The 20,721-nt window shown below is 57.1% G+C and carries 26 protein-coding genes and 2 pseudogenes; all 28 read left to right on the forward strand.

The annotated features are described in order from the left end of the window. Window positions 1-53: 53 nt before the first annotated feature. The 28 genes and pseudogenes from rpoC to map all read left to right on the forward strand — a co-directional run bounded on the left by rpoC (window position 54) and on the right by map (window position 20,718). Entirely contained in the window at window positions 54-4,406 is a 4,353-nt protein-coding gene (rpoC, locus tag BMY67_RS02430; protein ID WP_092767956.1) for a DNA-directed RNA polymerase subunit beta', read from the forward strand. Window positions 4,407-4,837: 431 nt separating this feature from the next. Beyond that, window positions 4,838-5,185 (forward strand): DUF3467 domain-containing protein, encoded by a 348-nt coding sequence (locus BMY67_RS02440; RefSeq protein ID WP_092767960.1) that lies wholly within the window; start codon window positions 4,838-4,840, stop codon window positions 5,183-5,185. 208 nt (window positions 5,186-5,393) lie between these two features. Beyond that, a complete protein-coding gene (rpsL, locus tag BMY67_RS02445; RefSeq protein WP_092767962.1) occupies window positions 5,394-5,816 on the forward strand; it encodes a 30S ribosomal protein S12 in 423 nt (140 codons plus the stop codon). A gap of 86 nt (window positions 5,817-5,902) precedes the next feature. Further along, window positions 5,903-6,370, forward strand: coding sequence for a 30S ribosomal protein S7 (gene rpsG / locus BMY67_RS02450; protein ID WP_092767964.1), 468 nt, complete (start codon window positions 5,903-5,905; stop codon window positions 6,368-6,370). Window positions 6,371-6,470: 100 nt separating this feature from the next. Then, window positions 6,471-8,615 (forward strand): elongation factor G, encoded by a 2,145-nt coding sequence (gene fusA / locus BMY67_RS02455; RefSeq protein ID WP_092767966.1) that lies wholly within the window; start codon window positions 6,471-6,473, stop codon window positions 8,613-8,615. A 21-nt stretch (window positions 8,616-8,636) separates the two neighbouring features. Further along, window positions 8,637-8,942 carry a 30S ribosomal protein S10 gene (gene rpsJ, locus BMY67_RS02460; protein WP_019946175.1) on the forward strand — a complete coding sequence of 102 codons (306 nt, stop codon included), beginning with the start codon at window positions 8,637-8,639 and terminating at the stop codon, window positions 8,940-8,942. A 324-nt stretch (window positions 8,943-9,266) separates the two neighbouring features. Beyond that, window positions 9,267-9,887 carry a 50S ribosomal protein L3 gene (gene rplC / locus BMY67_RS02465; RefSeq protein WP_019946174.1) on the forward strand — a complete coding sequence of 207 codons (621 nt, stop codon included), beginning with the start codon at window positions 9,267-9,269 and terminating at the stop codon, window positions 9,885-9,887. Between the two features lie 9 nt (window positions 9,888-9,896). Next, entirely contained in the window at window positions 9,897-10,535 is a 639-nt protein-coding gene (gene rplD / locus BMY67_RS02470) for a 50S ribosomal protein L4 (protein WP_092767968.1), read from the forward strand. After that, window positions 10,535-10,822, forward strand: coding sequence for a 50S ribosomal protein L23 (gene rplW, locus BMY67_RS02475; protein ID WP_019946172.1), 288 nt, complete (start codon window positions 10,535-10,537; stop codon window positions 10,820-10,822). Before rplD ends, rplW begins: the two co-directional genes overlap by 1 nt. A 39-nt stretch (window positions 10,823-10,861) precedes the next feature. Continuing rightward, complete coding sequence (gene rplB, locus BMY67_RS02480) at window positions 10,862-11,689, forward strand: 50S ribosomal protein L2 (RefSeq protein WP_092767970.1); 828 nt, start codon at window positions 10,862-10,864, stop codon at window positions 11,687-11,689. Between the two features lie 3 nt (window positions 11,690-11,692). After that, entirely contained in the window at window positions 11,693-11,971 is a 279-nt protein-coding gene (gene rpsS, locus BMY67_RS02485; RefSeq protein WP_019946170.1) for a 30S ribosomal protein S19, read from the forward strand. Window positions 11,972-11,973: 2 nt separating this feature from the next. Further along, a pseudogene (gene rplV, locus BMY67_RS02490) lies at window positions 11,974-12,309 on the forward strand (50S ribosomal protein L22); the annotation flags it as partial. 152 nt (window positions 12,310-12,461) lie between these two features. Then, on the forward strand, window positions 12,462-13,328 hold the full coding sequence (gene rpsC, locus BMY67_RS02495; protein WP_092767974.1) for a 30S ribosomal protein S3: 867 nt from the start codon (window positions 12,462-12,464) through the stop codon (window positions 13,326-13,328). Window positions 13,329-13,367: 39 nt separating this feature from the next. Then, complete coding sequence (rplP, locus tag BMY67_RS02500; protein ID WP_088462461.1) at window positions 13,368-13,793, forward strand: 50S ribosomal protein L16; 426 nt, start codon at window positions 13,368-13,370, stop codon at window positions 13,791-13,793. A gap of 1 nt (window position 13,794) precedes the next feature. Then, window positions 13,795-14,007 (forward strand): 50S ribosomal protein L29, encoded by a 213-nt coding sequence (gene rpmC, locus BMY67_RS02505; protein WP_088462460.1) that lies wholly within the window; start codon window positions 13,795-13,797, stop codon window positions 14,005-14,007. A gap of 2 nt (window positions 14,008-14,009) precedes the next feature. Further along, window positions 14,010-14,303: a 30S ribosomal protein S17 gene (gene rpsQ, locus BMY67_RS02510; RefSeq protein ID WP_092767976.1), complete on the forward strand. Its 294-nt coding sequence runs from the start codon at window positions 14,010-14,012 to the stop codon at window positions 14,301-14,303. Window position 14,304: 1 nt separating this feature from the next. Next, a complete protein-coding gene (gene rplN, locus BMY67_RS02515) occupies window positions 14,305-14,673 on the forward strand; it encodes a 50S ribosomal protein L14 (protein WP_092767978.1) in 369 nt (122 codons plus the stop codon). 2 nt (window positions 14,674-14,675) lie between these two features. Then, window positions 14,676-14,921: pseudogene (gene rplX / locus BMY67_RS02520) on the forward strand (50S ribosomal protein L24); the annotation flags it as partial. 26 nt (window positions 14,922-14,947) lie between these two features. Beyond that, a complete protein-coding gene (rplE, locus tag BMY67_RS02525) occupies window positions 14,948-15,508 on the forward strand; it encodes a 50S ribosomal protein L5 (protein WP_092767980.1) in 561 nt (186 codons plus the stop codon). Next, a complete protein-coding gene (rpsN, locus tag BMY67_RS02530) occupies window positions 15,501-15,770 on the forward strand; it encodes a 30S ribosomal protein S14 (protein ID WP_092738469.1) in 270 nt (89 codons plus the stop codon). The genes rplE and rpsN overlap by 8 nt, the downstream gene beginning before the upstream one ends. A 243-nt stretch (window positions 15,771-16,013) precedes the next feature. Next, window positions 16,014-16,412, forward strand: a complete 399-nt coding sequence (gene rpsH / locus BMY67_RS02535; protein WP_088462454.1) for a 30S ribosomal protein S8 — start codon at window positions 16,014-16,016, stop codon at window positions 16,410-16,412. 20 nt (window positions 16,413-16,432) lie between these two features. Continuing rightward, window positions 16,433-16,987 (forward strand): 50S ribosomal protein L6, encoded by a 555-nt coding sequence (gene rplF, locus BMY67_RS02540; protein ID WP_092767982.1) that lies wholly within the window; start codon window positions 16,433-16,435, stop codon window positions 16,985-16,987. A 9-nt stretch (window positions 16,988-16,996) separates the two neighbouring features. Then, entirely contained in the window at window positions 16,997-17,347 is a 351-nt protein-coding gene (gene rplR / locus BMY67_RS02545; RefSeq protein ID WP_044003239.1) for a 50S ribosomal protein L18, read from the forward strand. 9 nt (window positions 17,348-17,356) lie between these two features. Further along, window positions 17,357-17,965, forward strand: a complete 609-nt coding sequence (rpsE, locus tag BMY67_RS02550; protein ID WP_245744845.1) for a 30S ribosomal protein S5 — start codon at window positions 17,357-17,359, stop codon at window positions 17,963-17,965. Window positions 17,966-17,971: 6 nt separating this feature from the next. Then, window positions 17,972-18,151, forward strand: a complete 180-nt coding sequence (gene rpmD / locus BMY67_RS02555) for a 50S ribosomal protein L30 (protein ID WP_092738467.1) — start codon at window positions 17,972-17,974, stop codon at window positions 18,149-18,151. A 10-nt stretch (window positions 18,152-18,161) separates the two neighbouring features. After that, window positions 18,162-18,605, forward strand: a complete 444-nt coding sequence (gene rplO / locus BMY67_RS02560) for a 50S ribosomal protein L15 (protein ID WP_092767984.1) — start codon at window positions 18,162-18,164, stop codon at window positions 18,603-18,605. Window positions 18,606-18,619: 14 nt separating this feature from the next. Then, the gene (gene secY, locus BMY67_RS02565; RefSeq protein ID WP_092767986.1) at window positions 18,620-19,933 is read left to right on the forward strand and encodes a preprotein translocase subunit SecY; all 1,314 of its coding nucleotides are present in this window, start codon (window positions 18,620-18,622) and stop codon (window positions 19,931-19,933) included. 2 nt (window positions 19,934-19,935) lie between these two features. Further along, window positions 19,936-20,718, forward strand: coding sequence for a type I methionyl aminopeptidase (gene map, locus BMY67_RS02570; RefSeq protein WP_092767988.1), 783 nt, complete (start codon window positions 19,936-19,938; stop codon window positions 20,716-20,718). Window positions 20,719-20,721: the final 3 nt, after the last annotated feature.

A 20,721-nucleotide genomic window follows, 5' to 3' on the forward strand; every position in this document is an offset into this window, starting at 1 on the left:
CGGCGCGGATTTTCCCTGACAGATAAACAGCCAACAGCTAACAGCTTCCCTACATGGCGTTTGCAAAAAACAAGAAACTGGTGCAGGACTTCTCGAAAGTCACCATCTCGCTGGCCTCGCCCGAATCCATTCTGGAGCGGTCGAACGGTGAGGTGATTAAGCCCGAAACCATCAACTACCGGACGTATAAGCCCGAGATGGGCGGCTTGTTCTGCGAGCGAATTTTCGGTCCTGTGAAGGACTGGGAGTGCCACTGCGGCAAATACAAGCGCATCCGTTACAAGGGCATCATCTGCGACCGTTGCGGTGTGGAGGTGACCGAGAAGAAAGTTCGCCGGGAGCGGATGGGCCACATTGAACTGGTGGTGCCCGTGGCGCATATCTGGTACTTCAAGTCGTTGCCTAATAAAATCGGCTACCTGCTGGGCCTGCCCACCAAGAAGCTCGACCAGATTATTTACTACGAGCGCTACGCCGTGGTGCAGCCGGGTACGCTGGCCGAGGAAGGCGTGCAGCAGCTTGACTTCCTGACCGAAGACGAATACCTCGACATCATCGACAAGCTCCCCCGCGAGAACCAGATGCTGCCGAACGATGACCCCAACAAGTTCATCGCCCGCATGGGTGCCGAGGCGCTGCAAATGCTGCTCGAGCGCATCAACCTCGATGAGCTGAGCTACTCGCTGCGCGACTCCGCCGCCACCGAAACCTCCCAGCAGCGTAAGGCCGAGGCGCTGAAGCGCCTGCGCGTAGTGGAAGCCTTCCGCGACGCCGCCACCCGCGTGGAGAACAAGCCCGAGTGGATGGTTATCCGCATGGTGCCCGTGATTCCGCCGGAGCTGCGTCCACTCGTTCCGCTCGACGGTGGCCGTTTCGCTACGTCCGACCTCAACGACCTGTACCGTCGCGTTATCATCCGCAACAACCGCCTCAAGCGCCTGATTGAAATCAAGGCCCCGGAGGTGATTCTGCGCAACGAGAAGCGCATGTTGCAGGAAGCCGTGGATTCGCTCTTCGACAACTCGCGTAAGGTGAATGCCGTGCGCGCCGAAGGCAACCGCGCCCTGAAGTCGCTGTCGGATATGCTGAAAGGCAAGCAGGGGCGCTTCCGCCAGAACCTGCTCGGTAAGCGCGTCGACTATTCCGGCCGTTCGGTTATCGTAGTAGGCCCCGAGCTGAAGCTGCACGAGTGCGGGCTGCCCAAGAACATGGCGGCCGAGCTGTTCAAGCCGTTCATCATCCGCAAGCTCATCGAGCGCGGCATCGTGAAGACGGTGAAGTCGGCCAAGAAAATCGTAGACCGCAAGGACGCCGTAGTCTGGGATATCCTGGAAAACGTGCTGAAAGGCCACCCCGTGCTCCTGAACCGGGCTCCAACCCTGCACCGCTTGGGCATCCAGGCCTTCCAGCCGCGCCTCATTGAGGGCAAGGCTATCCAGTTGCACCCGCTCGTTTGTACGGCCTTCAACGCTGACTTTGACGGTGACCAGATGGCTGTGCACGTGCCCCTGGGTCCGGCCGCCATCTTGGAAGCTTCCATGCTCATGCTGGCCTCGCACAACATCCTGAACCCTGCCAACGGCGCACCGATTGCGGTACCGTCGCAGGACATGGTTCTGGGTCTGTACTATGTCACCAAAGGCAAGCGCAGCACCGAAGACGAGAGCATCCAAGGCGAAGGCCGGGTATTCTATTCCGACGAGGAAGTGGTAATTGCCCTCAACGAAGGCCAGCTCTCGAAGCACGCCTACATTAAGGTGCGTACCGAGATTCGCGACGAGGACGATAACCTCGTGACGAAAATCATCGAAACCGTGGCCGGCCGCGTGCTCTTCAACCAGCTCGTGCCCCGCGAAGTAGGTTTCGTGGATGAGTTGCTGACCAAGAAGAAGCTCCAGCAGATTATCTCGCTGGTGTTCAAGCGCACGGGCATGGCCCGCACCGCTCAGTTCCTCGACGACATCAAGACGCTGGGCTTCCAGTCGGCTTACAAAGGTGGCCTGTCGATGGGGCTGGGTGACATCCAGATTCCGAAGGAAAAGGATGAGCTGGTGAAGCAGGCCCAGGCCGACGTAGCCGCGGTAACCCAGAACTACCAGATGGGTCTGATTACCGACAACGAGCGTTACAACCAGGTTATCGATATCTGGACGCGCATCAACAACCAAATCACCGAAACCCTCATGGGTCGCCTCGAAAAGGAGAACCAGGGCTTCAACTCGATTTACATGATGATGCACTCTGGGGCCCGGGGTTCGCGCGAGCAGATTCGTCAGCTCGGCGGTATGCGGGGTCTGATGGCCAAGCCCCAGAAGTCGCTCCAGGGTTCGGTAGGCGAGATTATTGAAAACCCGATTCTGTCCAACTTCAAAGAAGGCCTAGACGTAATCGAGTATTTCATCTCGACCCACGGTGCCCGCAAAGGCCTCGCCGACACGGCCCTGAAAACTGCCGACGCCGGCTACCTGACCCGTCGCTTGGTGGACGTTTCCCAGGACGTTATCGTGAACGAGCCCGATTGCGGCACGCTACGCGGTATCGAAACCTTCGCCCTCAAGGACAACGAGGACATCGTGGAGCCCCTGGCCGAGCGTATCCTGGGTCGCGTGGCGGTACACGATATCATCGACCCGCTCACGGACGAGGTTATCCTGACGGCCGGCGACGAAATCACCGAGGAGATTACCCGCCGCGTTGATGCCACGAGCATTGAGTCAGTGGAAATCCGCTCGGTGCTGACCTGCGAGAGCAAGCGTGGTATCTGCGCCAAGTGCTACGGCCGTAACCTGTCGTCGGGCCGCATGGTCCAGCGCGGCGAGGCGGTGGGCGTAATTGCCGCCCAGTCGATTGGCGAGCCCGGTACCCAGCTCACGCTGCGCACCTTCCACGTGGGTGGTACGGCTTCCAACATTGCGGTGGAAGCCAGCATCCGCGCCAAATTCGCGGGCGTGGTGGAGTTCGAGGACATCCGGACCGTGGAAACGGCCAGCGCCGATGGCGAGGCCGTGAACGTTGTAATGGGTCGCTCGGGCGAAATCCGCATCGTGGAGAAAGGCACCGGCAAGGTGTTCATCTCGAACCACGTTCCTTATGGTTCGTTCCTGCTCGTAAAAGAGGGTCAGGAGGTCGAGAAGGGCCAGGAGCTCAACAACTGGGACCCCTACAACGCCGTTATTCTGGCCGAGTTCGACGGTACAATTGTGTACGACGCCATTACGGAAGGCGTAACCTACCGCGAGGAGTCGGACGAGCAGACGGGTCACCGCGAGAAGGTGATTATCGAATCGAAGGCGGCCAAGGACCAGAACCCCGCCATCATCGTGCGCCCCGGCAAAAAGGGCGACGAGGAGGGGCAGAAGGGCTACAGCATCCCGGTGGGTTCGCACCTGAACGTGGAGAACGGCCAGAAAATCAAGGCCGGCCAGATTCTGGCCAAGATTCCGCGCGCCGTAGGCAAGACCCGCGACATTACCGGTGGTCTGCCCCGCGTAACGGAGCTGTTCGAGGCCCGCAACCCGTCGAACCCGGCCGTAGTAGCCGAAATCGACGGCGTGGTAACCTACGGCACCGTGAAGCGTGGCAACCGCGAAATCTTTGTCGAGTCGAAAGACGGGGTGAAGAAGAAGTACATGGTGCCGCTGTCCAAGCACATTCTGGTGCAGGACAACGACTTCATCCGGGCTGGTTCGCCGCTCTCCGATGGGGCCATTACGCCGTCCGACATTCTGAGCATTCAGGGTCCGGGCGCGGTGCAGGAGTACCTCGTGAACGAGATTCAGGAAGTGTACCGCTTGCAGGGTGTGAAAATCAACGACAAGCACATCGAGGTGGTCGTCCGCCAGATGATGCAGAAAGTCGTGATTCTCGACGCTGGCGACACCTCGTTCCTCGAACATCAGGTAATCGACAAGATTATCTTCATGGAGGAGAACGACACCATCATCGATATGAAGGTGGTGACCAACGCCGGGGATTCGAGCAACCTCAAGCCCGGCCAGATTGTCACGGCTCGCCGCCTGCGCGACGAGAACAGCAGCCTGCGCCGCCGCGACCTGCAACTGGTGGAAGTGCGCGACGCCCAGCCTTCGGTTTCGCGTCCGACGCTCCAGGGTATCACCCAGGCCTCGTTGGGCACCCAGTCGTTCATCTCGGCCGCTTCCTTCCAGGAGACGACCAAGGTGCTCTCGGAAGCCGCCATCCGTGGCAAGGCCGACGAACTGCTGGGCCTGAAGGAGAACGTGATTGTGGGCCACCTCATCCCGGCCGGTACCGGTCTGCGCGAGTATACGCGTCAGATTGTGGGCTCGAAGGAAGAGATGGAAGCCGCCCAGGCCGCTAAAGCCGAAGAGGCTGCTGCTCCTGTAAAGCGCCCCTCCCGCGCCAAGCGCGAAGTTTCGGCAGAGTAATCTGCGGAAGTGAGTAAATGAGAAACCCCAGCCGGAGCGATTCGGCTGGGGTTTCTCATTTAGATTTGATGCTTTAACAGTAAATCGTTTTGTAAGATGAATGTAATTATACTGAACGCTTCTCAGGCAGTAGCTAACATAGCGGAGGTGATGCCCTATTTGTTAGGAGCTATTGCATTGAGCCTTATAATTTACATAGGAGTAATTGTACTGCTGATTAGAAGTAAAACTGCTCTTTGGCGCATACTTGCTTTATCGTTGGCCTTTCTAATTCTTCTAATAGGGGTAAAAGGTGTATTAGATGAAGGGAATGATTGGGGTATGATGAACATCATCTTCTTTGTCCCAATTATAATTGGGCTACTTACCGAGTATCACTTGCGCAAAAACCGACCTGTCTCTTAACCAGAACATTTTTCAAGCATATACCAATGAACCAACCCACCGAACCCCAGAACCCCGACGCGGCCCAGCCCCAGGACCAGAACGCCATCAACATCGAACTGTCGGAGGAAATGGCCGAGGGCGAGTACGCCAACCTAGCCATGATTGCGCATAGCAGCAGCGAATTCGTGATTGACTTTATCCGGCTGATGCCGGGGGTGGCCAAGGCCAAAGTGAAGTCGCGCATCATCCTCACGCCCGAGCACGCCAAGCGCCTGCAGGCAGCCCTGGCCGAGAACATCGAGCGGTTCGAGCAGGCCAACGGCTCCATCAAGGCCCAGCAGGAGACCCCGGCGTACCCGATGGGTTTCGGTGGGACGATGGGGGAGGCATAGAACGATGTAGGGTGCGGGGCTTGCCCCCGCCCGCCGTTGAACGATTCGGTAATGGGCCGTTGTATCAACCAAGCGGCGGGCGGGGGCAAGCCCCTACGACGTTCTAAAACAAACTATCTCAACTCGTTTGCTATTGCCGCGCAACTTTTCTACCTTTGCAAGCCTAATTTTTGGGAGAGAACCCTCCCTGGACAAACCAATTCCGTAAATGCCTACTATCAACCAGTTAGTACGAAAAGGCCGCGAGAAACTGACGACGAAGTCGAAGTCGCCGGCCCTGGATTCGTGCCCGCAGCGCCGCGGCGTTTGCACCCGGGTGTACACCACCACGCCTAAGAAGCCAAACTCGGCTATGCGTAAGGTCGCCCGCGTGCGCCTCACCAATGGCAAAGAAGTAAACGCCTACATCCCTGGCGAAGGCCACAACCTGCAGGAGCACAGCATCGTGCTGATTCGCGGCGGACGGGTGAAAGACCTTCCCGGCGTGCGTTACCACATCATTCGCGGTGCCCTCGATACGGCCGGCGTAAGCGGCCGTACCCAGCGTCGCTCGAAGTACGGTGCCAAGCGCCCCAAGCCCGGTCAGGCAGCCGCGGCCGGTAAAGGTGCTCCCGCTAAGAAGAAAAAGTAATTGAAGCCGGGTGAGGTAGTGCGAAGTGCTGGATAGCACATGGTTCTTATCCCACTTTCCCGCTACAGCAACCCATTTCTACTCTCATGAGAAAGTCAAAACCAAAGAAGCGCATCCTCCTGCCCGACCCTAAGTACAAGGAGACGCTGGTAACCCGGTTCGTCAACTACATGATGTATGACGGCAAGAAAAACCTGGCCTACACCATTTTCTACGAAGCCTGCGAGCTGGTAGAAGAGCGGACCAAGGAAAGCGGCGTGGAGATGTGGCGCAAAGCCCTCAACAACGTAATGCCGACCGTGGAAGTAAAGAGCCGCCGCGTAGGTGGTGCCACTTTCCAGGTTCCCATCGAAGTTCGCCCCGACCGCCGCATTGCAGTTGGCTCGAAGTGGCTGATTCAGTACGCTCGTCGTCGTGGTGAGAAAACCATGAAGGACAAGCTGGCTGGCGAAATCATTGCCGCCGCCAAGGGCGAAGGTGCCGCCGTCAAGAAGAAGGACGACACCCACCGGATGGCCGAAGCCAACAAGGCCTTCTCGCACTTCCGTTTCTAATCAGTGAATGAGCGAATGAGTGAATGAGCGAAAGTTCTTTTTAGGGAATTATTCGTCCGTCTCACTCATTCACCAATTCACTCATTCACTTACTGAACTAATGGCTGTAAATAAAGACCTGCAATACCTCCGGAATATCGGGATTATGGCGCACATCGATGCTGGTAAAACCACCACGTCGGAGCGCATTCTCTACTATACCGGCAAGACCCATAAAATCGGGGAGGTGCACGACGGTGGCGCCACCATGGACTGGATGGAGCAGGAGCAGGAGCGGGGTATTACCATTACCTCGGCCGCTACTACTACCTTCTGGAACTACCCCACCGACGCCAACGGCGAGCCGGTGGATAGCACCAAGCAGTACAAAATCAACCTGATTGACACCCCCGGCCACGTAGACTTTACGGTGGAGGTGGAGCGCTCCTTGCGCGTGCTCGACGGCGCTGTGGCGCTGTTCTGCGCCGTATCGGGCGTAGAGCCCCAGTCGGAGACCGTATGGCGTCAGGCTGACAAGTACAAGGTGCCCCGCATCTGCTTCGTCAATAAGATGGACCGCGCCGGTGCCGACTTCTTCAAGGCCGTCAACGAAATCAAGGAGAAGCTGGGTGCTAACCCCGTGCCACTCCAGATTCCGATTGGTGCCGAGGAAACCTTCAAAGGCGTGGTGGACTTGCTGACCGGCAAAGCCATCGTATGGGACGACGCTACTCAGGGCAAATCCTTCCACGAAATCCCCGTTCCCGAGGACCTCGTTGAAACGGTAGCCGAGTGGCGCCAGAAACTCATCGAAAGCGTAGCCGAGTACGACGACGCTCTGTTGGAGAAATTCTTCGACGACCCGGACTCCATCACCCGCGAGGAAATGATGGTCGTTATCCGCCAGGCGGTTATCGACATGAAGTTCTCGCCCGTGATGTGCGGCTCGGCCTTCAAGAACAAGGGTGTACAGACGATGCTGGACGGCGTAATGGCCTACCTGCCCTCGCCCCTCGACATGCCCCCCATCATCGGTAAAAACCCCGAGACCGAGGAGGAAATCGAGCGTCACCCCGACAACTCGGAGCCCTTCACGGCCCTGGCCTTCAAGATTGCCACCGACCCCTTCGTGGGCCGTCTGTGCTTCTTCCGCTGCTACAGCGGCGTGCTGGATGCCGGTTCGTACGTGCACAACAACCGCACGAACAAGAAGGAGCGTATCTCGCGCCTGATGCAGATGCACTCCAACAAGCAGAACCCCATCGAGCGCATCCAGGCCGGCGACATTGCTGCCGGCGTGGGTTTCAAGGACATCAAAACCGGCGATACGCTGAGCGACGAGAAGCACCCGATTGTGCTCGAATCCATGTCGTTCCCCGAGCCGGTTATTGGTTACGCCATCGAGCCCAAGACGCAAGCCGACGTGGACAAGATGGGCATGGCCATTGCCAAGCTCGTGGAAGAAGACCCCACCCTGGTGGTACAGACCGACCCCGAAACGGGCCAGACCGTACTTAAGGGTATGGGTGAGTTGCACCTCGAAATCATCATCGACCGCATGCGTCGGGAGTTCAAGGTGGAAATCAACCAGGGTGCTCCGCAGGTAGCCTACAAAGAGGTACTCACCAAAAATGTTGAGCACCGCGAGACCTACAAGAAGCAGACCGGTGGCCGCGGTAAGTTCGGCGACATCGTGTTTGAACTGGGTCCGAAAGTAACCGACCCGGAGAAGCCCGGTCTGGAGTTCGTGAACGATATCACGGGTGGTGTAATCCCCCGCGAATTCATCGCGCCAATCCAGAAAGGTTTCGAAGAGGCCATGAAGAATGGTCCGCTGGCCGGCTTCCCCATCGAGGGCATGCGGGTTCGCCTGTTCTTCGGTTCCTTCCACGACGTTGACTCGGACGCCCTGTCGTTCGAACTCGCCGCCCGTGGTGGTTTCCGTGAGGCTGGCCGTCAGGCTGGTCCGAAGCTGCTCGAGCCGATTATGGCAGTAGAGGTAGCTTCGCCGGATGAGTACACTGGTTCGGTAACGGGCGACCTGAACCGTCGCCGCGGTATCATGAAGGGCATGGATACGAAGGCTGGTGCCAACATCATCAAGGCTGACGTTCCGCTGTCGGAGCTGTTCGGCTACGTTACCTCGCTTCGTACGATTACGTCGGGTCGGGCTTCGGCTTCGCTCACGTTCTCGCACTACGACCAGGTGCCGAACAACCTTGCTGAAGGCATCATTGCCAAGCAGAAGGGCAACGCTATCCGCTAACCCGCTTTCACACAAATCGACATGAATCAGAAAATTCGCATCAAGCTCAAATCCTACGACCACAACCTGGTGGACAAATCGTCGGAGAAGATTGTGACGGCGGTGAAGGCTACGGGCGCTATCGTTAGCGGTCCGATTCCCCTGCCCACTAAAAAAGAGAAGTTCACTGTGCTCCGTTCGCCCCACGTGAACAAGAAGAGCCGGGAGCAATTCCAGCTCTGCACCTACAAGCGTCTCGTGGATATCTACTCGACTTCGTCGAAGACGGTAGATGCCCTGATGAAGCTAGAGCTGCCCAGCGGTGTTGACGTAGAAATCAAAGTCTGAGGACCGGGTTTCCGTTAGCTGATTAACTTAAACGCCCCATCGTCTCTTCGGAGCCGGTGGGGCGTTTTTGGTTGGTGAAAGAATCGGCGGGGAACTGGCACTGCGGTGGGAGGGAAGGAACTATCCTGCCGCTACAGCGCTTGACTGACTTCTGCCTAAGATGGTAAGCGGTTCCGGATGGTAAAGGCAGGCTAACTATCTAACTCTGAAAATATTTCGGAGCCACCTTAGATATTCCGGCAACAAATCCCTAGCTTTGCACTCCATTTGCGAAAATGCCACGCGGGCGTTTTCGAGTGTGTCTTTTTTTAAAACCCCAATTGAATGCCTGGCATCATCGGTAAAAAAATCGGTATGACAAGCCTCTTCACTCCGGACGGGAAGAACATTCCCTGCACGCTCATCGAGGCGGGTCCGTGCGTAGTGACGCAGGTTAAGACCATCGAAACGGACGGCTATCTGGCCATCCAGCTCGGTTACGGCGAGAAAAAGGCGAAGAACACGACCAAGCCTCTGGCTGGTCACTTCGCTAAAGCCGGAACCACCCCCAAGAAAAAGCTCGTTGAGTTCCGCACCGACGACGCCGCCAACTTTGCTGCTGGCAGCGAAATCAACACCTCGCTGTTCGAGGAGGGCGAATTCGTTGACGTAGTAGGTACGTCGAAGGGTAAGGGTTTCCAGGGCGTTGTAAAGCGCTACAACTTCGCCGGTGTTGGCGGCCAGACCCACGGTCAGCACAACCGGGCGCGTCACCCCGGCTCCATCGGTGCCTGCTCGTGGCCTTCGCGCGTATTCAAAGGAATGCGCATGGGTGGCCGCATGGGCAACGACCGGGTGAAAGTGCAGAACCTGAAGGTTATGCGCATTGTAGCCGACAAAAACCTCATCGTGGTGAGCGGCTCGATTCCCGGTGCCAAGAACTCTTTCGTGGTCCTGGAAAAATAACCTAGCAAGATGGAACTGTCAGTAATCAACATCAAAGGCGAAGACACCGGCCGTAAGGTCACCCTGTCCGACGCCATCTTCGGCCTCGAGCCGAACGAGCACGTGATGTACCTCGACGTGAAGCAGTACCTGGCCAACCAGCGCCAGGGCACGCACAAGTCGAAGCAGCGCAACGAAGTGCACGGCACCACCAAGAAGCTGAAGAAGCAGAAAGGCACCGGCGGTGCCCGGGCCGGCTCCATGAAGTCGGGCGTATTCGTAGGTGGCGGCCGCATGTTCGGCCCCCAGCCCCGCGACTATGGCTTCAAGCTCAACAAGAAAACCAAGCGTCTGGCCCGCCTGTCGGCCCTCTCGACGCTGGCTCAGGACGGCAAGGTATCGGTAGTGGAGAACATTACGATGTCGGCCGTGAAGACCAAGGACTTCGCCGCCATCATGGCCGGTCTGAAGCTGAACAACGGCAAAAAGACCCTGCTCGTAACGGGCGCGGTTGAGAAGAACGTAGTCCTGTCGGCCCGCAACATTCAGCGCGTAAGCGTAGCTACTCCGGTAGCCCTGAACACGCACGACCTGCTGAACACCGATACGCTGTTGCTGTCGGAGGATGCGCTGACGGCATTGGAACAACTCTATACCACGGCTGAGTAATGAGCATTCTGAAAAAACCCATCGTAACGGAGAAGGCAACCAGCCTCAACGACAAAGGACAGTACTCCTTCGACGTAGCCATCGATGCCAACAAGGTGCAGATCAAGAAAGAGATTGAGCAGCTTTACGGCGTTACCATCACCAGCATCAGCACGATGCGCACGATTGGTAAGGTGAAGTCGAAGTTCACGAAAGGCGGCTCCATCTCGGGCCGTCGTCCGCACGGCAAAAAGGCCGTGGTTACCGTTAAAGAAGGCGACATCATCGACTTCTACAGCGGCCTGTAAGCCTTTCTTTCAGCCAAGAATTTTTCCTAAGCAAGAGTAATGGCACTCAAAAAACTAAGACCAACATCACCGGGTCAGCGCTTCCGCATCGCCCCGGCCTTCGACGAGCTAACTGCGTCGACGCCGGAGAAGTCGCTGTTGGCACCCCTCAAAAACTCCGGTGGCCGTAACAATTCGGGCAAAATGTCGAACCGCTACATGGGCGGCGGACACAAAGCCCGTTACCGTATCGTCGACTTCAAGCGTGACAAGGCCTCCGTGCCTGCCACGGTGAAGACGATTGAGTACGACCCCAACCGCACCGCCCGTATTGCCCTGTTGCAGTACGCCGATGGTGAGAAGCGTTATATCATTGCTCCGGCCGGTCTGGCTGTGGGTACGGTAATCGTTTCGGGTACGGGCGTGGCCCCTGAGGTAGGCAATGCCCTGCCCCTGCGCGAAATTCCCCTCGGTACCATCGTGCACGCCATCGAGCTACAGCCCGGTGCTGGCGCTGCTATGGCGCGCTCGGCCGGCACCTACGCCCAGCTCGTAGCCCGCGAAGACCGCTACGCTACCCTGAAGCTGCCTTCCGGCGAAATGCGCATGGTACTCGTTACCTGCATGGCCACGGTTGGTACTGTTTCCAATGGCGACCACATGAACGTTCGTCTGGGCAAAGCCGGCCGCAACCGCTGGTTGGGTCGTCGTCCGCGCGTTCGTGGCGTAGCCATGAACCCTGTCGATCACCCCATGGGTGGTGGTGAAGGCAAGTCGTCGGGTGGTCACCCACGCAGCCGTAACGGTATCTTCTCGAAAGGCCAGAAGACCCGTAACAAGAACAAGTATTCCGAGCAGCTGATCATCAACCGTAAAGGCAAGAAGTAAGCAATGGCACGTTCACTAAAAAAAGGGCCGTACATTGACTTCCGGCTCGAGAAGAAAGTAACGGCAATGGAGGAATCCGGCAAAAAGTCGGTGGTGAAGACCTGGTCGCGCCGCTCGATGATTTCGCCCGACTTCGTTGGCCACACGTTCGCCGTGCACAACGGCAATAAGTTCATCCCGGTGTATGTCACGGAGAACATGGTAGGGCACAAGCTCGGTGAGTTTGCCCCGACCCGTAACTTCCGCGGCCACGTCGCCAAGAAAGATAAAGGCAAGCGCTAATTATGGAAGCAGTAGCTAAACTCCGGAACGTGCCCACCTCGCCGCGCAAGATGCGTCTGGTGGCCAACCTGGTTCGTGGTCAGAAAGTGACCCGCGCCCTCGGCCTGCTGAAGTTTGAGGCCAACTCGGGTGCTCCCAAAATCGAAAAGCTGCTCCTCTCGGCCCTGGCCAACTGGCAGCTCAAGAATGAGGATGAGCGCATCGAGGATGCCAATCTCTACATCAAGGAGATTTTCGTGGATGAAGGCCGCATGCTGAAGCGTTTGCGCCCCGCCCCCCAGGGCCGTGGCCACCGCATCCGCAAGCGGAGCAACCACGTGACGCTGATTATCGACTCGAAAGTGGAGCCGCTCGGCAGCAAAGCCGCTGCCAAGCAAGCCGCCGAGACGATGAGCCCCGAGGCTTCGGCCGAGGCCGCTCCCAAGAAGTCGCGTCGCAGCAGCACCAAGAAATCAACTGAAACCAAGGCAGAAGCCACCGCATAAGCACTATGGGACAGAAAGTAAATCCGGTTGGCTTCCGTCTGGGCGTCATTAAAGGATGGGACTCGAACTGGTACGGCGGCAAGGACTTTGCCGACAAGCTGGTGGAGGACGAAAAAATCCGCAAATACATCAACGCTCGTATTCCGAAGGGCGGCATCAGCCGCATCGTAATTGAGCGCACGCTCAAGCGCGTGACCATTACCATCAACACGGCCCGTCCGGGCGTGGTGATTGGCAAAGGCGGCGCCGAGGTGGACAAGATCAAGGACGAGCTTAAGCAGATCACCGGCAAAGACGTTCAGATCAACATTTTCGAGATTAAGCGCCCCGAGCTGGACGCCAAGCTGGTTGGCGAGAGCATCGCCCAGCAGCTGGCCGCCCGGATCTCGTTCCGTCGCGCCATGAAGATGTCGATCCAGGCTGCTATGCGTGTTGGTGCCGAAGGCATCAAGATTCAGTGCGGCGGCCGTTTGGGTGGCGCTGAAATTGCCCGCTCCGAGCAGTACAAGGAAGGCCGGACGCCGCTGCACACGCTGCGCGCCGACATCGACTACGCGCTGTCGGAAGCTCAGACGGTATATGGCAAGATCGGCATCAAGGTGTGGATCATGCGCGGTGAGGTGTTCGGCAAGCCCGACCTCTCGCCTAACCAGCAGCCCGCCAACGCGCAGGGTGGCGACAGCCGCAACGACCGTGGTCCGCGTGGTGAGCGTGGCCCGCGCCGCGACCGGAACGACCGGGGTGGTGACAGCCGTGGTGGCGACCGGGGCGGCGACAGCCGCGGCGGTGGTGCCGGTGGTCAGCGCCGGGGTCCGGGTGGCCCAGGCGGTGCCGGTGGTGCCAACCGTGGCGGTGGCGCACCGCGTCGCTAGTCCTCTCCCTTTCTCTCGAATTTTAAGACAGTATATCTCATGTTACAACCGAAAAGGACCAAGTATCGCAAGATGCAAAAGGGTCGCATACATGGCTTAGCCCATCGCGGCAGCTCCATCGACTTCGGTTCGTTCGCTATCAAGTCGCTGGAACAAGCGTGGATTACGGCTCGCCAGATTGAGGCTGCCCGTATCGCCATGACCCGCGCCATGAAACGCGAAGGTCAAGTATGGATCCGCATTTTCCCCGACAAGCCGATTACCAAGAAGCCTGCTGAAGTGCGGATGGGTAAGGGTAAAGGTTCGCCCGAGTACTGGGTAGCCTGCGTGAAGCCCGGCACCATCATGTTCGAGTCGGACGGGGTGACGCTGGAGGTAGCTCAGGAATCCCTGCGTCTGGCCGCTCAGAAACTGCCGGTACGGACGTCGTTTGTTGTTCGTCGTGATTACGTAGATAACAAGTAAGATGAAGAACACCGAAATCCGTAACCTCTCGCTGGAGGACCTCAAAAATCAATTGAAGACCGAGCAGACCTCGGGCCAGACCATGCGCTTTGCGCACGCCATCTCGCCGCTGGAAAACCCGCTCCGTCTGAAGCAAGCCCGCAAAAACGTCGCCCGTCTGCTGACTGAGTTGAAGCGTCGCGAGAATGAGCAGGCTACAAACACTGCTAACTAACGATGGCAAACAACGAAGAACAGCAGGGCACAGCCGCTACCACTGAGCGGAACCTGCGCAAAGAAATCATCGGCCGCGTAACCTCCTCCAAGATGGACAAGTCCATCACGGTGATGGTTGAGAGCAAGATGAAGCACCCGATCTACGGCAAGTTCGTTACCAAGTCGACCAAGTTCATGGCCCACGACGAGAACAACGAGTGCGGCGAAGGCGACACGGTGCGCATTATGAGCACCCGCCCCTTGAGCAAGCTGAAGCGGTGGAGACTGGTTGAAATTCTAGAACGCGCCAAGTAAGATGATACAGCAAGAATCCCGTCTGATCGTCGCTGATAACAGCGGCGCCAAAGAAGTTCTTTGCATTCGTGTCCTCGGTGGCACGGGCAAGAAGTACGCCAGCGTAGGCGACAAGATTGTCGTTTCGATCAAGTCGGCCATTGGCTCCGGCAACGCTAAAAAAGGCACGGTTTCCCGCGCTGTAGTTGTTCGCACGAAGAAGGAGGTTCGCCGCAAGGATGGCTCCTACATTCGTTTCGACGACAACGCTGCCGTGCTGCTCAACAATAACGACGAGCCGCGTGGTACGCGCATCTTCGGCCCCGTAGCCCGCGAGCTGCGTGAGCGCCAGTTCATGAAGATTGTTTCGCTGGCTCCTGAAGTTCTCTAAGCATGGCAACGAAAAAAGCAACGCCTACGAAACTGCACGTGAAAACCGGCGACACCGTTCTGGTGATTGCCGGCGACGAGAAAGGCAAAACCGGCACCATCAAGTCGGTTAACCGTTCGACCCAGCGTGTGATCGTGGAAGGCCTGAACCTGGCAACCAAGCACAACAAACCCAGTGCGAAGAACCCCCAGGGCGGCATCACCAAGATCGAGGCCCCGATTCACGTGAGCAACGTGAAGCGCGTGGACTCGGCTAACGCCTAACCGCTTCCGACATGGCTCGTTTCAAAGAGAAATACAACAACGAAGTAGTACCCGCGCTCCAGGAGAAATTCCAGTTCAAGAGCATCATGCAGGTACCACGCATCACCAAAATCTGCATCAACCGCGGCATTGGCGCGGCGGTAGCCGACAAGAAGTTGGTAGACAACGGCGTAGAAGAGCTGACCATCATTACCGGTCAGAAAGCTGTGCCTACGATTGCCAAGCGTTCGGTATCGAACTTCAAGCTGCGCGAGGGTATGCCAATCGGCGCCCGCGTAACGCTACGGGGTGAGCAGATGTACGAATTCCTCGACCGTTTGCTGACCGTGGCCCTGCCCCGGGTACGCGACTTCAAAGGAATCAACGACAAAGGCTTCGATGGCCGGGGTAACTATACCCTGGGCGTGAAGGAGCAGATCATTTTCCCGGAGATTTCGATTGACAAGATCAAGTCGATTGCCGGCATGGACATCACCTTCGTGACGTCGGCCGAAAACGACGAGCAGAGCTACGAGCTGCTCAAGGCCTTCGGAATGCCATTCGCCAACGCTAAGAAAGAAAACAATGGCTAAGGAGAGCATGAAAGCACGGGAACGGAAGCGCATCGCGACCGTTGCCCGTTACGCCGAGAAGCGCAAGGCCCTGAAAGCGGCCGGCGACTACGAAGGCCTGGACAAACTGCCGCGTAATGCGTCGCCTGTGCGCCTGCACAACCGCGACAAAATCGACGGTCGTCCCCGCGGTTACATGCGTAAGTTCGGCATCAGCCGCGTACGCTTCCGCGAAATGGCCCTCGCCGGCAAAATCCCCGGCGTAACCAAGTCGAGCTGGTAAGCCAGTTGGATTAAGGATAAGGGATGAAAGGATAAGGAACTTCTGAAGTTGTCGTTAATCCTTTTATCCTTTATCTCTAATCCCTTTACAATTTGGCAGGTTGCCGAAAGAAACCATTGGCCGAGCCGTTACAAGCCGAGCCGAGTAGTCTTAACCGAAAATTTCGCTGACCCTTTCGGGGGCCGGTGAAATTTTCCTATCTTTGCGGCTCCCTAAAAAAGGGCGCTTCATTTTTACAATCGAATGAACACAGATCCAATTGCCGACTACCTGACCCGGGTACGCAATGCCATCAAGGCAAACCACCGGGTGGTGGAAATTCCGGCCAGCAACATCAAAAAGGAGATTACGAAGGTGCTCTACAAAAAGGGCTACATTCAGAGCTACCGTTTTGACGACGCCGCCGTGCAGGGAACGATTAAAATCGCCCTCAAATACAACCCCACCACGAAGGTGCCGGCTATCACCAAGTTGCAGCGCGTGAGCTCGCCCGGTCTGCGCCAGTATGCGCACGTTGGCAACATGCCCCGCGTACTCAGCGGCCTCGGCATCGCCATTCTCTCCACGTCGAAGGGCGTGATGACGGAGAAAGAGGCGAAGGCGGAGAACGTGGGCGGCGAAGTGCTGTGCTACGTTTACTAATCTGAAAGGAAACAGAAACTATGTCACGCATTGGTAAACTGCCCATCAGCCTGCCCGACAACGTGCAGATTGAAGTGAGCAACGACAACAACGTAACCGTAAAGGGCCCGAAAGGCACGCTGGTAGTTCCCGTAGACCGCGACATTAACGTGGCTACCGAGGACGGCCAGTTGCTGGTAACGCGCCCCACGGAGCAGAAGCGCCACAAGGCCATGCACGGCCTGTACCGCTCGCTGCTAAACAACGCCGTTGATGGCGTTAGCAATGGCCTCGAAAAGAAGCTGGAGCTGGTAGGTGTAGGTTACAAAGCCGCCATGGCTGGTACCACCCTCGAGCTATCGCTGGGCTACTCGCACAACATCTTCCTGGCGCTGCCGGCCGAAGTAACGGCTACGGCCGTTACCGAAAAAGGTAAAAACCCCATCGTTACCCTCACCAGCATCGACAAGCAGTTGCTGGGCCAGGTAGCCGCAAAGATTCGCTCGTTGCGCAAAGTTGAGCCCTACAAAGGCAAAGGCGTGCGTTTCGTGGGTGAGCAGATTCGTCGTAAGGCTGGTAAAACGGCTTCGAAATAATAACGCACCATGGCTTTCGATAAAGCAACTAGAAGAAAACGGATCCAGCGCATCATCCGCACTAAGGTGGCTGGCACGTCCGAGCGTCCGCGTTTGTCGGTGTTCCGCAGCAATACGGGCATTTATGCTCAGATTATTGACGACACCACCGGCCACACGCTGGCGTCTGCTTCCTCGAAGCACGTTTCGGTGGAAGGGGGCAACGGAGTCGCCCTCGCCGCCGCAGTCGGCAAAGAACTTGCCGCCCGTGCTACTGGAAAAGGAATTTCGAAAGTGGTATTTGACCGCTCCGGTTACCTCTACCACGGCCGCGTAAAATCATTGGCAGAAGGAGCCCGCGAAGGCGGCCTCAATTTCTAATCTATCCTCATGGCAGAATTTAACAACGGCCCTCGGGGTGGTGGTAACGACCGCGGCGGCAACGGCCCTCGTGGTGGTGGCAATGACCGTCGCGGCGGCAATGACCGCAACAAAGACAACGATTCGCGCACCGGCGACTCCGACCTGAAAGAGAAAGTAGTAGCTATCAACCGCGTTGCCAAAGTGGTAAAGGGTGGTCGTCGCTTCAGCTTCTCGGCCATCGTAGTAGTAGGTGACGGCAACGGCACCGTAGGCTATGGCCTCGGCAAAGCCAACGAAGTAACCGACGCCATTGCCAAAGGCATTGACGACGCGAAGAAGAACCTGGTGAAAGTGCCTTTGTACAAGCACACGGTTCCTCACAAAATGGAAGGTAAGTACTCGGGTGGTTTCGTGCTGGTTCAGCCGGCCGCCGCTGGTACGGGTGTAATTGCGGGCGGTGCCATGCGTGCCGTGTTCGAAAGCGCCGGTATCAAAGACGTACTGGCTAAGTCTAAAGGCTCGTCGAACCCTCACAACGTGGTGAAGGCTACCTTCGACGCCCTGCTAAAAATGCGCGACCCTATGCAAATTGCGCAGGCTCGTGGTATCACCCTCGCTCAGGTTTTTAACGGATAAGAGACGATGGCGCAGATCCAAATCAAACTCGTAAGAAGCGTTATCGACCGCCCCGAGCGGCAGAAGCGTACCGTGCAGGCCCTCGGCCTCGGCAAAATGAACAGCACCCGGACTGTGGAAAACACTTCCGAAATAGCTGGCATGATTAAAGCCGTTCAGCACCTATTGGAAGTAACCGAACTCTAGGAACTCGAACATGAATCTCAGCAATCTCCAGCCCGCCACCGGCTCCACCCGCAATGTAAAGCGCGTGGGTCGTGGTACGGGTTCCGGCCGCGGCGGCACTTCGACGCGTGGTCACAAAGGTGCCAAGTCCCGCTCGGGTTACTCCAAGAAGTCGGGCTTCGAAGGTGGCCAGATGCCTCTGCAGCGTCGGGTGCCTAAGTTTGGCTTCAAGAACATCAACCGCATTGAGTACAAAGCCGTCAACCTCGACGTGCTGGCTGCTCTGGCCGAAAACGGTGCTACTACCTTCGACGCCGCTTTCTTTGTGAATGCCGGTCTGGCTTCGAAGAGCGCCAAAATCAAGGTTCTGGGCCGTGGTGAAGTTACCACCGCCCTGGAAGTACATGCCCACGCCTTCTCGAAATCGGCTGTTGAGGCTATCGAGAAAGCCGGCGGAAAAGCCGTGACGCTCTAAGCATCAAAGCAGCAATGAAAAAACTTATCGAGTCGATAAAGAATGTATTTGCGATTGAGGATCTGCGTACGCGGATTCTCAATACGCTTTTTTTCATTGCCATCTACCGGCTGGGTTCCTTCGTGGTGCTGCCGGGTATTGATCCTACCCGCTTAAAAACCGGTGCTTCGGGCGTGCTGGGCATTCTTGATACCCTGCTGGGTGGGGCATTCAGTCATGCTTCCATCTTCGCTTTGGGCATTATGCCCTACATCTCGGCTTCTATTGTACTGCAGCTGCTGACTATTGCAGTGCCGTACTTCCAGAAGCTGCAGAAGGAAGGGGAGTCAGGTCGGAATAAAATCAGCCAGTACACGCGTATCCTCACAATTCCGATTGTGGCGGCGCAGTCGGTGGGTTTTATTGCCACCATCAACGCCGAGGCCATCATGAACCCGGGCGTCTTCTTCACCGTTTCGACGGCTCTTATTGTTACGGCAGGCACCCTGTTCTGCATGTGGCTGGGAGAGAAGATTACCGATAAGGGTATCGGCAACGGTATCTCGATGCTGATTATGATTGGCATCGTCTCGCGCCTGCCCGGCGCCCTGATTGGGGAAGCCACGGCCCGCTCGATGCGTGGCTCGCTGATTTTCCTCATTGAGATGGCCGTGCTCTTCGTGGTGGTTATGGCCGTTATCATCCTCACGCAGGCCGTGCGGCAGATTCCGGTGCAGTATGCCAAGCAGGTGGGCGGTGCCGCTTCGCTTAGTTCCCAGCGGCAGTACATTCCGATGAAAGTGAATGCGGCCGGTGTAATGCCAATCATTTTCGCTCAATCATTGATGTTCGTGCCGGCAATTGCTGCCTCGGCCTGGAACAAGGACAGTGAGGCCGCTACTATGATTGGTACCTGGTTCCAGCCCAACCATGCCGTTTACAACGTCGTGTTTGGGCTGCTCATCGTCGTGTTCACCTACTTCTACACGGCTATCAGCGTCAACCCCAACCAGATTGCGGACGACTTGAAGCGCAGCGGTGGGTTTATCCCCGGGGTGAAGCCGGGTCGTGATACATCGGAGTTCATTGATGAGGTACTTACCCGTATCACATTGCCCGGCGCGGTGGCACTGGCAATTATTGCCATCCTGCCTGCCATTGCTACGGTGGCCGGTGTAACGGGACCCTTTGCCCAGTTCTATGGTGGTACTTCGCTCATCATTATGGTGGGCGTGGTGCTCGATACCATGAACCAGGTGAAGAGCTATCTGCTCATGCGTCAGTACGACAGCATGATGAAGACGGGCAAAACCCGGGGCCGTTCGCAGAACATTTCCATGGCTTCGTAGAAATGATTTTTTACAAAACCGAAGAGGAAATCGACTTGATGAAGGCTAGTGCGAAAGTGCTGGCCCAGGCTCACGGCGAAGTCGCCAAGCTCATCGGGGAAGGTGTAACTACTCGGGCCTTGGATCAGCGGGCCGAAGAGTTTATCCGCGACAATGGGGGCTCGCCTTCGTTCAAGGGATACAACGGCTTCGAGTACAGCTTATGCATCTCGCCTAACTCGGTTGTGGTACACGGTTTCCCGGGCGACTACGTGCTGAAAAGCGGCGACATCGTTTCGATTGACTGTGGAGTTCAGCTTAACGGCTACCACTCTGATAGCGCCTATACCTACCCGGTAGGGGAGGTGGCGCCGGAAGTGCTGACGCTGCTGGACGAAACCAAAAAGTCGCTCTATCTGGGCATCGAGCAGGCGGTGGTGGGCAACCGCCTCGGTGATGTGAGCTACGCCATCCAGAACTACGTGGAGAAGCAGGGCTACGGCGTAGTGCGGGAGTTGGTTGGTCACGGCATTGGCCAGAAGCTGCACGAGCGGCCCGAGGTACCCAACTACGGCAAGCGTGGTTCGGGCCTGAAGCTGCAAGCCGGACTTACGCTGGCCGTTGAGCCGATGGTGAACCTAGGCACGAAAAGCGTGGTGCAGGAAAAGGATGGCTGGACTATCCGCACCAAGGATTTCAAACCCTCGGCGCACTTTGAGCACACAATCGTTGTTCGCAAAGACAAGGCAGAAATTCTGACCTCCTTCGATTACATAGAACAAGCCTTACAGGCAAAAACCTTATAGTAG

The sequence above is a fragment of the Hymenobacter actinosclerus genome, assembly GCF_900111515.1.
In the GTDB taxonomy this organism is placed as follows: domain Bacteria; phylum Bacteroidota; class Bacteroidia; order Cytophagales; family Hymenobacteraceae; genus Hymenobacter; species Hymenobacter actinosclerus.